Origin of the sequence: Micromonospora salmantinae, from assembly GCF_022230905.1 — a bacterium.
Classification (GTDB): Bacteria; Actinomycetota; Actinomycetes; order Mycobacteriales; family Micromonosporaceae; genus Micromonospora; species Micromonospora salmantinae.
In genome coordinates, this window is record NZ_JAKKFG010000012.1 from 58,588 (window position 1) to 71,767 (window position 13,180).

Annotated in this window: 12 protein-coding genes and 1 riboswitch; of the genes, 7 read left to right on the top strand and 5 right to left on the bottom strand. The window is 72.5% G+C overall.

All coding sequences use genetic code 11. The features are described from left to right. The first annotated feature begins 11 nt into the window (after positions 1-11). Complete coding sequence (locus PSH03_RS10775) at positions 12-1,247, top strand: FUSC family protein (protein WP_210782410.1); 1,236 nt, start codon at positions 12-14, stop codon at positions 1,245-1,247. A 25-nt stretch (positions 1,248-1,272) separates the two neighbouring features. Here PSH03_RS10775 and PSH03_RS10780 read toward each other — a convergent pair whose 3' ends face one another. After that, positions 1,273-2,550, bottom strand: coding sequence for an aminotransferase class V-fold PLP-dependent enzyme (locus PSH03_RS10780; protein WP_372494734.1), 1,278 nt, complete (start codon positions 2,548-2,550; stop codon positions 1,273-1,275). Between the two features lie 46 nt (positions 2,551-2,596). Next, a riboswitch (SAM riboswitch) is annotated at positions 2,597-2,717 on the bottom strand. A gap of 23 nt (positions 2,718-2,740) precedes the next feature. On the opposite strand from PSH03_RS10780, the gene PSH03_RS10785 reads away from it, so the two are divergent. Then, positions 2,741-4,231: a PrsW family intramembrane metalloprotease gene (locus PSH03_RS10785; RefSeq protein WP_210782412.1), complete on the top strand. Its 1,491-nt coding sequence runs from the start codon at positions 2,741-2,743 to the stop codon at positions 4,229-4,231. A gap of 47 nt (positions 4,232-4,278) precedes the next feature. Here PSH03_RS10785 and PSH03_RS10790 read toward each other — a convergent pair whose 3' ends face one another. Then, entirely contained in the window at positions 4,279-4,446 is a 168-nt protein-coding gene (locus tag PSH03_RS10790) for a hypothetical protein (protein ID WP_167337262.1), read from the bottom strand. A 93-nt stretch (positions 4,447-4,539) separates the two neighbouring features. Then, the gene (locus PSH03_RS10795) at positions 4,540-4,878 is read right to left on the bottom strand and encodes a GroES family chaperonin (RefSeq protein WP_091402887.1); all 339 of its coding nucleotides are present in this window, start codon (positions 4,876-4,878) and stop codon (positions 4,540-4,542) included. A gap of 105 nt (positions 4,879-4,983) precedes the next feature. Between PSH03_RS10795 and PSH03_RS10800 the strand changes: the two genes are divergently transcribed. After that, positions 4,984-6,348, top strand: a complete 1,365-nt coding sequence (locus PSH03_RS10800; protein WP_238689032.1) for an AI-2E family transporter — start codon at positions 4,984-4,986, stop codon at positions 6,346-6,348. Positions 6,349-6,446: 98 nt separating this feature from the next. Here the strand turns inward: PSH03_RS10800 and PSH03_RS10805 are convergent, their stop codons facing one another. Next, positions 6,447-8,651, bottom strand: coding sequence for an ATP-dependent DNA helicase (locus tag PSH03_RS10805; RefSeq protein WP_210782416.1), 2,205 nt, complete (start codon positions 8,649-8,651; stop codon positions 6,447-6,449). Positions 8,652-8,754: 103 nt separating this feature from the next. Here PSH03_RS10805 and PSH03_RS10810 point away from each other — a divergent pair, with 103 nt between their 5' ends. Beyond that, the gene (locus tag PSH03_RS10810; protein ID WP_210782417.1) at positions 8,755-9,261 is read left to right on the top strand and encodes a DUF402 domain-containing protein; all 507 of its coding nucleotides are present in this window, start codon (positions 8,755-8,757) and stop codon (positions 9,259-9,261) included. Between the two features lie 24 nt (positions 9,262-9,285). Here the strand turns inward: PSH03_RS10810 and sigJ are convergent, their stop codons facing one another. After that, positions 9,286-10,251, bottom strand: a complete 966-nt coding sequence (gene sigJ, locus PSH03_RS10815) for an RNA polymerase sigma factor SigJ (RefSeq protein WP_238689033.1) — start codon at positions 10,249-10,251, stop codon at positions 9,286-9,288. Between the two features lie 189 nt (positions 10,252-10,440). On the opposite strand from sigJ, the gene PSH03_RS10820 reads away from it, so the two are divergent. From PSH03_RS10820 to PSH03_RS10830, 3 genes are all read left to right on the top strand, one after another. Beyond that, positions 10,441-11,382 (top strand): PPK2 family polyphosphate kinase, encoded by a 942-nt coding sequence (locus PSH03_RS10820; RefSeq protein ID WP_210782421.1) that lies wholly within the window; start codon positions 10,441-10,443, stop codon positions 11,380-11,382. A 127-nt stretch (positions 11,383-11,509) separates the two neighbouring features. Continuing rightward, positions 11,510-12,136, top strand: coding sequence for a DUF47 domain-containing protein (locus tag PSH03_RS10825; RefSeq protein ID WP_030327784.1), 627 nt, complete (start codon positions 11,510-11,512; stop codon positions 12,134-12,136). Positions 12,137-12,140: 4 nt separating this feature from the next. After that, positions 12,141-13,148 carry an inorganic phosphate transporter gene (locus tag PSH03_RS10830; protein ID WP_210782423.1) on the top strand — a complete coding sequence of 336 codons (1,008 nt, stop codon included), beginning with the start codon at positions 12,141-12,143 and terminating at the stop codon, positions 13,146-13,148. Positions 13,149-13,180 lie beyond the last annotated feature (32 nt).

Genomic DNA, 13,180 nt, shown 5'->3' on the forward strand with positions numbered 1-13,180 from the left:
AGCGACAGCCCATGGTGCGACGTACCGCGCTGCGCAACGGGTTGGTGGACATCGACGGCGCGCGGATCGCCGAGGCCACCGAACAACTGCGCCACCGCGGCCGGGCCACCCTGCACGACCGACTGCACCGGGTACGGATGGCCGGCGGACTCGCCGTCCAGGCCGGGCTGGCCGCCGGGCTCGCGTACCTGATCTCGCACAAGTTGCTCGGCAACCCGCAACCGGTCTTCGCGCCGATCTCCGCGGTCGGCACCCTGGCCGCGTCGGTCGGCCAGCGGTTCCGCCGCACGGTGGAGCTGATCGTCGGGGTGGGGGTCGGGGTGGCCGTCGGCGACCTCCTGATCTACCTGCTCGGCACCGGGGCGTGGCAGCTCGGCCTGGTGGTCACAGTGGCGATCCTGCTCACCATCTTCGCCGGAGCGAGCGTGGCCATCGTCATCCAGGCGGCGGCCACGGCGGTGCTGATCGTGACGCTGAGCCCCTCCACCAAGGATCTGGAGATCCCCCGCTTCGTCGACGCGTTCCTCGGCGGTGGGATCGCGCTGCTGGTCACGGCGGTCCTGCTGCCACTGAACCCACTCCGAGTGATCAACCGGGCGGCCCGCCCCGCCCTGGACCTGCTCGCCGCCCAACTCGACGCCACCGCCGACGGGCTGCGCAACCGGGACCGCGCCGCCATCCAGGGCGCACTGGAGCGGCTGCGCAACAACAAGGAGGAGTTGGCCACGTTGGGCGAGGCGATCGAGGGGGCGAAGGAGACCGCCACCCTCTCCCCGGCCCGCTGGCACCGCCGCGACGAACTGACCCACTACGCCGAGGCGGCCGACCCGATCGACCGGGCGATGCGCAACAGCGGCACGCTGATCCGCCGGTCCGTCACGCTCGTCGAGGACGAGGAACCGGTGCCCGATCCCATGCCGGACGCGATCGGCCACCTCGCCGAGTCGGTCCGGCTGCTCAAGCACGAGTTCGCCGCCGGTGAGGAGCCGGAGAAGGCCCGGGAGCGGTCGCTGCGGGCGGTCAGTGAGGCCGGCCGGGCGTACGGCGACGGGGTGGGCTTCTCCGGCAGCGTGGTCATCGCCCAGATCCGCACCACCGCCAGTGACCTGCTGGTCGCCTCCGGGATCGAGCAGGAGGAGGCGAACCGGTGGATCCGCACCGCCTTCGGAGAGCAGGAGCGCCCGGTCGGTGAGCCCGCCGAGCCTGGCGAGACACCGAAGCCACCCACCGCCCCGCCGGTCGGCTGAGCGGGGGGCCTGCGCCGGCCTGGCCTCAGCCCAGCTCGGCCAGCGCCGCGAGCAGCCGGTCCACCTGGGCGGCCGTGCTGCCCAGCCCGATGCTGGCACGCAGCGCGGTGGGCGGCAGGTCCCGCCGGCCGGTCCGTTCCGCCGCCTCGCCGAGCAGACGCCGGGCCAGCGGGTGGGCACAGAACAACCCGTCCCGTACGCCGATGTGGTGCTCGGCGGCCAGCTGCGTGGCCACCTCGGTGGAGTCCCACCCGGCGACCACGAACGACACGATGCCGACCCGGGGCGCGTCCGGGCCGAAGGTGCGCAGCTCGACGACGTGCGGCAGGGCGGCGAGGCCGGTCCGTAGCCGGGCCAGCAGGCCCTGCTCGTGGGCGGCCAGTGCGCCCTGGTCCGCTTCGTCGAGCGCCTTGCACACCGCCGCCAGCGCGACCGCTCCGAGCAGGTTCGGGGTGCCGCCCTCGTGTCGGGCCGGGCCGGTCGCCCAGGTCACGTCGTGGGTGGCCGGCCCGACGTGGCTGGTGGCGCCGCCGCCGGCCAGGTAGGGCGGGGCGGCGTCCAGCCAGTCGGCCCGACCGATCAGCACGCCCGCGCCGAACGGCGCGTACAGCTTGTGGCCGGACACGGCCAGGTAGTCGACGTCGAGCGCGAGCAGGTCGACCGGGGCGTGCGGGGCGAGCTGCGCGGCGTCGAGCACGATCCGGGCACCGTGCCGGTGGGCCACCCGCGCCAGTTCGGCGACCGGCCACCGCTCACCGGTCACGTTGCTGGCACCGGTCACCGCGACCAGCACCGGCAACGCCGGGCTGCTGCCCCGGCGCAGCTCGGTGAGGGCGGCGGCGAGATCGCGTACCGCCCCGTCGGGGTCGCTGGGCACCGGCAGCCGCACCGACCCGCGCGGCCAGGGCAGCAGGTTGGCGTGGTGTTCGGAGGCGTTCGTGACCACAGTCGTGCCGGCCGGCACGGCTCGCGCCAGCAGGTTGAGCGCGTCAGTGGTGTTGCGGGTGAAGATCACATGATCGTCGGCGCGAGCGCCGAAGAAGTCGCCGATCGTCTGCCTTGCCTGCTCGTACGCGAGGGTGCACCGCCGCGACAGCGCTCCCGCTCCGCGGTGCACGCTGGCGTACCAGGGCAGCAGTTCGGCCACCGCGTCGGCGGCGACCCGCGCGCACGGCGCACTGGCCGCGTAGTCCAGGTTGATCTCGCCGGGCACACCGAGGACGTCGAGCGGCGCGGACGGCGCCGACGGCACTGTGGGCAGGCTGGGCAGGCTGGGCAGCGAGGGGACGAGAGTGACGGACACGCCGGAACCTCCGGGGTCAGGGACCCCGGGTGCGACATCGGGACGGGGTCCGCGCTTGCCCAGCACACCGATCGGGCTGGGCCCGGTCATCACCCGGGGCACCCCACCGCGAACTCGACGAGGGTTGCCGGCCAGCAAGCCGGGGCTTGACGCTGGCGCTCGTGACCTGCCGGCAGCATAGCGGCTACCGATGCGACCGAACCAGCCGGCGGCGGATGGCTACGCTGACCGCATGGCCGACACCCCGCCCGGTTCACCGCTGCCGCCGTCGCCCGCCGCCGCGCCTGCGCCCGCCGTCCCGCCCATGGGTGAGACGCCCCGGATGCCGCTGCGCCGACTGGGCTGGCGGCGGTTCCTGGTGCTGGCCGGGGTGGTGCTGTTGATCGCGGCGTGCGCGGTCTTCATGGTCTTCACGCTCGGCCAGTCGCTCGGTGTGCAGGCCCTGCTGATCGGGGTGGTCGCCGCCATCCTGCCGGTGCCGGTGCTGGTCGGCTGCTTCCTCTGGCTGGACCGGTACGAACCGGAGCCGTTGAAGTATCTGATCTTCTGCTTCGCCTGGGGGGCGTTCGTCTCCACCGCCGCCTCGCTCACTGTGAACGACTTCGCGGCCAACCGCTTCGCCGACTGGGGCCTGCCGTCCGCGCTCACCGGGGTGCTGGTGGCGCCGTTCATCGAAGAGCTGACCAAGGCGCTGGGCCCGATCCTGCTGTTGGTGTTCCGCCGCCGCGAGTGGTCGGGGATCACCGACGGTCTGGTCTACTGCGGGCTCGCCGCGGTCGGCTTCGCGATGGTGGAGAACATCCTCTACCTGGGCGGGTTGGGGTACGCGTCCGGAGCCGACCGGTACGGCCCGGCCACCGGCATCCAGCAGGTCATCGCGATCTTCATCCTGCGGATCCTGCTGTTCGGGTTCGCCCATCCCCTTTTCACAGCGATGACCGGTGTGGGGTTGGGTATCGCCTCCCGGACGGCGGACCGGCGCATCCGGGTGCTCGCCCCGATCGCCGGCCTGCTGCTGGCGATGATGCTGCACGGCACGTGGAACCTGCTGCCCACGCTGACCCAGGCCACCGGCGAGGCCATGATCATGCTGTACGGCTTCCTGGGCCTCATGGTGCCGGTCTTCTTCGGCACCGTGGGGCTGGCGCTGTGGCTGCGCGCCTGGGAGGGGCGGCTCACCGAGCGGGTCCTACCCGACTACGTAAGCGCCGGCTGGCTCAGCCCGCCCGAGGTGGCTGCCCTGAGCAGTCTCGGCCGGCGGCACGCCGCCCGCAGTTGGGCGCGGCGGGTGGCCGGTGACGCCGGGGTGCGGGCGATGCGGGGTTACCAGTCCGCGGCGACCCGGCTGGCCCTGCTGCGCGACGGGGCGCTGCGTGGCCTGGACCGCAAACCCGCCGACCAGGAGCGGACCGCCCGCGAGGAGCGGGAGCTGCTGGACGCGATCACCGAATACCGGTCGTTCTTCGTGGGTCGGGACCCGCAGGCCCCGGCGGGGGTCTGGGACGGCAGCCGCTACCACCTGCGCTTCCCGGACGGCACGCAGCGCGCGGTGGACGCCCCGGACGAGCCGGTGGTGCCGATCCCGGTGGTGCTCGCTCCCGCCCCGGCTCCGGTGGGGTATGCCCCGCCCGGTTGGCCCGGCCTGCGCCCGGCGTCCCAGTGGCCGCCGACGCACCCCTGACAGCGGCAACTGGCGGCCGGCGGCCGACGGTAGGCAAGCAGTGCGGCTCAGGTCATCAGCGACGTGAGGAAGTCACCGAGGCCCTGGAACATCGCGATCAGCGCGGCCCCGATCGCCCGGAACATCTGCGCGGCGCCGTCCGGCCGAAAGGCCATGAAGTAGATCAGGAACGCGACACTGCCCCAGGTCAACAGCTTCTTCACGAATACCGGCATCGTCCCTCCCCAGGGCCACGGTCGCCGGATGGCTTCCCGTCGTGCGGCTGGGCAAACGGTGCGCGACGGGGCCTGGTGGCCGGGGGAGGTGCGTCAGAGGTAGAGGCCGGTCGAGTCGTTCTCGATCCGCTCGGCGGCCACGGCGTGCACGTCCCGCTCCCGCAGCAGCACGTAACCGCGGCCGTGCAGCTCGACCTCGGAGCGCTCGTCCGGGTCGAAGAGCACCCGGTCGCCGGAGACGATGGCGCGGACGTTCGGCCCCACCCCGACCGCTGTGGCCCAGGCGAGGCGCTTGCCGACCGCGGCGGTCGCCGGAATGACGATGCCAGCGGTGGAGCGGCGTTCGCCCTCGCTGCCCTCCATCCGCACGAGCACGCGGTCGTGCAGCAGGCGGATCGGCAGGCCGGCGTCGAGATCGTTGTCGGCGGTCACGTCGCAGACGCTACCGTGTGGCCGACGGTGGCTGGCCGGTGGTTACGCCGGAGGTGGTCGGGGCACTGTGTGGCGGAACCGCCCTACGGTGTCGGGAACGGACGTATGCTGTCCGACCTGTCGCCGTCGGCGGGCCGGGTTTTCTGCCAGGAGGTGCGCTTGAGCCGCTTCGAGCGGGTACGCGGGCGGCTTCGCCGCGCCTACCAGTCACGACAGGAGTCGGCGCGCGCCGACGAGGGCGTCTCCGCTGACGCGCTGAACGACGCGTCGGAGGCGGCCCGGGTGGCGTCGCCGGCCGTACCGGGGCCGACCGCGCCGTCGAGCGCCACTGTCTACGGCGCGGAGCCCCCGGTGGACCTGCACAGCTCCACCGCCAGTCGGGACGACGCCGACGTCCCGCACGGGCTGCGGATCGCCGCCGCGTGGTGTTGGCGACTGATCGTGATCGGCGTGGTGGCCTGGGCCCTGCTGATGATCGTCAGCAGGATCAAGATCGTGATCATCCCGCTGGCCATCGCGCTGCTGCTCTCCGCGCTGCTCGCGCCGGCGGTGGGCTGGCTGCTGCGGGCCCGGTTCCCCCGGTCGCTGGCGACGGCGGTGGTGCTGGTCGGCGGCCTGGTCGCGGTGATCGGCACGCTGACGCTGGTGGTCAACGAGTTCATCCGCGGCGTGCCGGAACTGAGCGAGAAGTCGTCCGAGGGTGTCCGGCAGATCCAGGACTGGCTGAAGACGGGCCCGCTGCACCTCTCCGACGGGCAACTCGACCGCTACATCGACGAGGCGCAGGCCTGGATCAACGACAACACCTCGAAGTTCACCAGCGGCGCGCTGAGCACCGCCGCGACGCTGGCCGAGGTGCTGACCGGCACGCTGCTGGTGCTCTTCGCGACGTTCTTCTTCCTGCGTGACGGCAACCGGATCTGGCGCTTCCTGGTCCGGCTGCTGCCGGTCGCCGCCCGGTGGAAGGTCGACGACGCCGGCCGCGCCTCCTGGCACACGCTCGGCGCGTACGTCCGAGCGACAGTGCTGGTCGCCTTCATCGACGCTGTCGGCATCGGCATCTTCCTGGTCATCTTCGACGTCCCGTTCGCCTTCCCGCTGGCCGCGCTGGTCTTCCTCGGCGCGTTCATCCCGATCGTCGGTGCGGCGCTCTCCGGCGGCGTGGCGGTCCTGGTGGCCCTCGTCGACAGCGGCCCGGTCACCGCGTTGATCATCCTTGGCGCGGTGATCGGCGTACAGCAGATCGAGGGGCACGTGCTCCAACCGTTGATCATGGGCCGGGCGGTCGCCCTGCACCCGCTCGCGGTGATCATCGGTATCGCCGCCGGTGTCGTACTCGCCGGGATCACCGGCGCGCTGGTCTCCGTGCCGCTCATCGCGGTGCTGAACACAGCGGTCCGCCGGCTTGCCGCCCGCAGGGTGCCGGACACCCCGCCCGACGCCGTGGTCGTCGCCTCCCAGGCCCCCTAGACCCGCAGATCACGCAGGACCATGAAAAGAGTGGTCTCCCGCCAGCGGGAGACCACTCTTTTCTTGTTGTAGCGCGATCCTGGTCCTGCCCAAGCGGGTCAGGACTTGGCCAGGCGTTCCAGGGCGCCCCGGGCCACCTCGGGGCGGGTCGTGTACCAGAAAGGCGGCAGCGAGCGGCGTAGGAACGGCCCGTAGCCTCGAGCCGTCTCCAGCCGGGAGTCGAGCACCGCTACCACGCCCCGGTCGCCGGTCGCCCGGATCAGCCGACCCACGCCCTGGGCCAGCCGCACCGCCGCGATCGGCACGCTCACGGCGGAGAAGCCGGAGCCACCGCCCGCGTCCACCGCCGCCGCGCGGGCCGCCGCCAGCGGTTCGTCCGGGCGAGGGAAGGGCAGCCGGTCGATGACGACGAGCTGGCAGGCGTCGCCCGGCACATCCACCCCCTGCCAGAGCGACATCACCCCGAACAGGCAGCTGGCGCGCTCCTCGCGGAAGCGACGCACCAGCAGCGGCAGCGCCTCCTCGCCCTGGAGCAACACCGGCAGGTCGGTCCGCGCGCGCAACAGCTCCGCCGCCTGCTGCGCGGCCCGCCGGGAGGAGAAGAGCCCGAGAGTACGACCACCGAGCGCCTCGACCAGCCCGAGCAGCTCCTCTCCGGCAGCCTCGGGCAGCCCGGAGACGCTGGGGCGGGGGAGGTGCGCGGCGACGTACAGGATGCCCTGCCGGGCGTAGTCGAACGGCGAACCGACGTCGAGTGACCGCCACCCGGGGCCCTCGGTGGCCGGGACGACGGCGTTTGGTGTGACGTCGCCGGCGAGGCGACGGCCCGGCGCCTCGGCAGCCGGCCGGCCGGGACCGGTGCGGGCGGCCAGTGCGGCCGCGGCGGGGGTCGGTGGGGCGGGCGGTGGTGCGTCCAGCCCGAGGGCGCGGGCGACAGTGTCGAACCGGCCGCCCAGCGCCAGGGTCGCCGAGGTGGCCACGACTGTGCGTTCGTCGTACAGGTGGGTGGCGAGGGTGCCGGCCACCGACAGCGGCGCGACCACCAGTGCCCGGCGGTTGCCGCTGTCGTTCTTCTCCACCCAGGCCACGTCGTGGTCGCCCTCCTCCAGTAGCCGCTGCGCGGTGGTGGAGAGCTCGTCCAGGGCGGCCTTGGCCTGCTGCTTGCGGACCGGGTCGGGGTCGTCGGACTTGATGTCGCCGATGGCGTCCAGGGCGGAGCGGGTCGCCGCGTCGAGCAGCGTGCACGCCTCCCGCAGTGGCGTCGGCAGCCCTGCGGTGATCCGCCCGGCCGGCGCCTCGGCCAGCCCGACCGCCAGGGCGTCGCCGGCGGCGGTGAGCGCCTCGGCGGTCTCCGGGCGCAGCAGCGTACGGGCCCGACGGGTGGTCCGGTCGATCAGCTCCGGCACCAGCTCCGCCTGGGCGGCGGAGGAGACCCGGTCGGCCAGCTCGTGCGCCTCGTCGACGATGAGCAGCTTGTGCGGCGGCACGATGTGCCGGTCGGCGAGCATGTCGACAGCGAGCAGGCTGTGGTTGGTCACCACGATGTCGGCCTCCCGGGCGCGGGCCCGCGACGCCTCGGCGAAGCACTCCTGCCCGAACGGGCAACGGGCCGCGCCGACGCACTCGCGGGCCGGCATCGACACCAGCCGCCAGGCCTGGTCTTCGACGCCCGGGTCCAGCTCGTCCCGGTCGCCGGTGGCGGTCTTCTCGGCCCAGTCGCGCAGCCGCTCGACCTGCTTGCCCAGCCGTCCCGCCTCACCGAGCCACTTCGTTCCGCCGCCGGGTCGCGCCGCGGGGGTGTCGAAGAGAGTGTCCTCCGGCTCCTCCTCGGTGGAGTTGTCCAGTCGGGCGAGGCAGAGGTAGTGGTGGCGGCCCTTGAGCACGGCGAAGGTGGGCCGACGGCCGAGCACCGGCTCGACCGCGTCGGCGAGCCGGGGCAGGTCGTGGTCGACCAGCTGGGACTGCAACGCCAGGGTGGCAGTGGAGACCACCACCGGGCCGTCCACAGTGAGCGCCGGCGCGAGGTACGCCAGCGACTTGCCGGTGCCGGTGCCCGCCTGCACGAGCAGATGCTCGCCGCCGGCCACGCACTCCTCGATCGCCGTGGTCATCTGCAACTGGCCAGGGCGCTCCGCGCCGCCGGGCACCGCGCCGACCGCCGCCGCCAGCAGCTCGGTGCCACTGGGTCGGGCACCCCGCCGCCGGCCCTTGGCACGGGCCGACGGGGTGGCGGAACCGGTGGCGGTGCGGGGCGGAGTCACCGTGCGACGGTACCCGGCGCCGCCGACACCGACAGCGCCCATCCGCCGCGTGGCGCGACGCCGACCGCGGCGGGCGTTGCGGCCGACCCCGTCCGGTTACGGCCGCGCTACGACGCGTTGGGCTGTATCGGTTAGGGTGCGAATCATGCCGAGCGACATGGTCCGCGTGATCTACCGCAAGTACGACGGCAGCGCACACCGCGACTACCCGGCCCGCCGGCTCACCGAGGACGATCTCGGCATCTGGCTCGGGGTGCCCGAGGGCACCGAGTCGGTCTACCACGGCCGGCCCTCGGTGGAGAAGATTCCGTTCGTGCTGTTGGTGCCACACCGCGCCTGGTGGACGGCCATGTTCAACCCCCCGCCCCGCACCAGCGAGGTCTACTGCGACATCACGACCCCGGCCCGCTGGGAGTCCGACGACATCGTCCACCTGATCGACCTGGACCTGGACGTCGTCCGGCGTCGGGCCACCGGCCGGGTGGAGCTGCTCGACGAGGACGAGTTCGCCGAGCACCGGGCCCGGTTCGGCTACCCGGACGACGTGGTGGCCGAGGCAGAGGCCGCGGCACAGCGGCTGTTGGGGGCCCTGGGCGACGGCACCGAGCCGTTCGCCACCGCGTACCGCAAGTGGTTGGCTCTGGTGGTCTGAGGCCGCACGCCCGCTCGGGCCGGCTCACCAGCGTGGAGGCCAGCCGTCGTCGGCCGTCAGCGGCGGCAGGTCGGTCAGCTTCTCCGGGTTGAGCTGGTTGTAGACGGCGGTGATCCGGCCCTGGTCGACAGCGAACGCGGTGACCAGGCGGATCGGTCGCCCGTCGCTGTGGGTCGTCTCCAGCTGCAGGCCGAGAATGCCGTCGACGAGCACTGGCCGAGCGAGCACCCGGTCGGCGTACCGACCGGTCCGGCCGAACAGGCCGAGCGTGAGGCGCGCCACGGAGGCCGCCCCGAGCACCGGCCGGCGGGCCGCCGGGAAGTGCCCGCCCGAGTCGCCGACGAAGACCACGTCCGGCGCGAGCACCTGAAGCAGTTGGTCCAGCTCGCCGGACTCGGTGGCGGCGACGAACGCCTTGAGCACCCGACGTTGCTCGGCCGGGTCGGCGGTGTGTCGGGGTACGTCCGGCGAGGTGACCGCCCGTCGGGCCCGGGAGGCGAGCTGCCGGGCCGCCACCTCGGTGGTGCCGAGCACCTCTGCGACCCGGGCGAACGGCAGCGCGAACACGTCGTGCAGCACGAGGGCGACCCGTTGCTCCGGCGCGAGCCGCTCCAGCACCACCAGCAGCGCCGTGCCGACCTCGTCGGTGCGCACCGCCCGCTCCGCCGGGTCGGGCGCGTAGCCGTCGGCCGGCGACCGGCCGCCCAACGGGCTCACCACCGGCTCCGGCAGCCACTGCCCCGGGTACGCCTCCCGGCGCACCCGGGCCGAGCGGAGCACGTCCAGGCAGATCCGGGCGCAGGTGGTGGTCAGCCACGCGGACAGGTCCCGGATCTCGGCGCGGGCCGCCGGGTCGGCCAGCGCCCCGGCGTAGCGCAGCCAGGTCTCCTGCACCGCGTCCTCCGCCTCGCTGCGGCTGCCCAGCATGCGGTGGGCCACAGCGAGCAGCCGGCCCCGCTCGGCCTCGAACTCCGTCGCCAGCTCCCGCACGACCCACCACCCCTTCCGGTCGGCGTCCCGGCCTACATCCTCCCGCCGAGTGGGCCCGCCGGCAGCCCCGAAACGGCCCGGTGGACCGGTGCCTGCCGTGGACGCAGATCGGTCGGTGCCAATCAGCGGGCCAGGTTCGGAGGTGAGCCTCGGCGGGCGGAACGGTTGTGGGTGGGCGATGATCCGTGCATGAGCGCACCCCAGCAAGAGCAGATCGTGGCACCGGACGGCGGTTCCGTGCGGGACCTGCTGCGGGTCACCGCGCCGGTGGATCTCGGCGCGATCGACCCGCGGTCCATGCCCGGCCTGCCGGAGCCCGCGGGCCGCGGCGAGCACCGTAAGACCTGGGCGCGGGAGCAGGTGGAGCTGGTCGGCGAGGAGTTGGGCCGGCAGCAGGAGATGCTCTTCGCGATGGCCAAGACCGGGTCGGAGCGGCCGGCGCACCGGGTGCTGCTGGTGCTCCAGGCCATGGACTGCGGCGGCAAGGACGGCACGATCAAGCGGGTGGCCGGCGCGATGAACCCGCTGGGCCTGCACATCCGCTCGTTCGGGCCGCCGACCCGCCAGGAGCTGCGGCACGACTTCCTCTGGCGGATTCGCCGGGAGCTGCCACCGCCGGGGTACGTGGGAATGTTCAACCGTTCGCACTACGAGGACGTGCTGATCGCCCGGGTCGGCTCGCTGGTGCCGGAGGCGACCTGGCGAGCCCGCTATGACGAGATCAACTCGTTTGAGCGGGAGTTGACCGAGAGCGGTGTCACCCTGATCAAGGTGATGCTGCACATCTCGTACGCCGAGCAGGGCAAGCGCCTGATGGACCGGCTCACCGACCCGCGCAAGCACTGGAAGTACAACCCCTCCGACATCGACTCGCGAGGGCACTGGGACGACTACCAGGCCGCGTACGCCGAGGCCCTGAGCCGGTGCGGCACGGACGCCGCGCCCTGGTTCGTGGTGCCGGCGGACCGCAAGTGGTACCGGGACTGGGCGGTGGCCCACCTGCTTCGTGAGACGTTCGACACGCTTGAACTGGGGTATCCGGCTGCCGATTTCGACGTCGCGCGGGAGCGGAAGCGCCTGTTGGCTGGGGGAGTGGGTGCGGGTGGGGCGGCCGAGATGAACGGCAGGTGAACGAGCGGTGAATGGTGCCTGGCCAGGGGTGGGCCGGCGAATTCCCGGTTCTGGCGTTTCCTAGCATTCACCGAGCGGGCGCTCTCGGGTGCCGCCACCCTTCCACCGACGCGACGAGGTCTGTGCTGTGAAGTTTTCCTTCCGCCCCACCGAGGGCGCCTTCTACGAGCTCTTCACCAGGGCCGCGCAGAACCTGGTCCGGGGCACCGCGCTGCTCAACGAGCTGGCCCTGCCCGGCGTGGACGTGCAGTCCGTCAGCGAGCGGCTGACCGAGGTCGAGCACGACAGCGACCAGATCACCCACGAGCTGTACAAGAAGATCAACTCAACGTTCATCACCCCGTTCGACCGGGAGGACATCTACCGGCTCGGCTCGCTGCTGGACGACGTGATGGACCACCTGGAAGCGGTCGGTGACCTGCTCTACCTGTACGGGCTGACCGAGCTTCCGGCGCTGCCCCGCGAGCTGCACGAGATGGTCAACGTGCTCGACCAGCAGGCCAAGCTGACCGCCGACGCGATGCCCCGGCTGAAGTCGATGAAGGACCTCGAGGACTACTGGATCGAGTGCAACCGGCTGGAGAACGAGGGCGACCGGATCAACCGGCAACTGCTCGTCCGGCTCTTCTCCGGTGAGTACGACGCGTTGACGGTGCTGAAGATGAAGGAGGTCGCCGACGAGCTGGAGGCCGCCTGCGACGCCTTCGAGCACGTGGCCAACACCGTCGAGACCATCGCCGTCAAGGAGTCCTGAGCCGGTGACTCCCGAACTCATCGCCGTGCTGGCGGTGATCGCGGTGGCCCTGGCGTTCGACTACACCAACGGCTTCCACGACGCCGCCAACGCGATCGCCACCAGCGTCTCCACCCGGGCACTGACACCTCGGATCGCCCTCGGGCTCGCCGCGGTCGGCAACTTCGTCGGCGCCCACTTCGGCGCCGGCGTGGCCAAGACCGTCGGCGACGGTCTGGTCACCCTCCCCACCGGGGTGAGCAGCCTCGGGGTGGTCTTCGCCGGTGTGCTCGGCGCGATCGCCTGGAACCTGATCACCTGGTACTTCGGTTTGCCCTCGTCGTCCTCGCACGCGCTCTTCGGCGGCCTGGTCGGCGCGACCCTGCTCTCCACCGGCGGCATCGTGCAGTGGGTCAACATCGGCGAGAAGGTGCTGCTGCCGATGGTGCTGTCGCCGATCGTCGGCCTCACCCTCGGCTACCTGCTGATGCTGGCCATCCTGTGGCTGTTCCGGAAGGGGCAGCCGGGCAAACTCAACCGGGGCTTCCGCTGGGCGCAGACCGCCTCGGCGGCCGCCATGTCGGTCGGCCACGGCATGCAGGACGCCGCCAAGACCATGGGCATCGTGGTGCTGGCGCTCTACACCGGTGGTTTCCAGGAGAGCAAGACGCACATCCCGGGCTGGGTGTTCTGGACCTCGGCGACGATGCTGGCCCTCGGCACGTACGCCGGCGGCTGGCGGATCATCCGTACCCTCGGACGCAAGATCATCGACCTGGGGCCGCCGGAGGGCTTCGCCGCCGAGACCGTCGCCAGCGCAGTGCTCTACTTCAACGCACTGGTGCTGAAGGCGCCGATCTCCACCACCCACACCATCACCTCGGCGATCATGGGTGTGGGCGCGACCAAGCGACTCTCCGCGGTCCGCTGGAACGTGGCCGGCAACATCGTGCTCGCCTGGATCATCACGTTCCCGGCCTCCGCGCTGATCGCGTGCGTCACGTACCTGCTGGTCCGGCCGCTCTTCGGCTGAGTTTCCGGAAGGGCCCCCGGTCACGGTCCAGC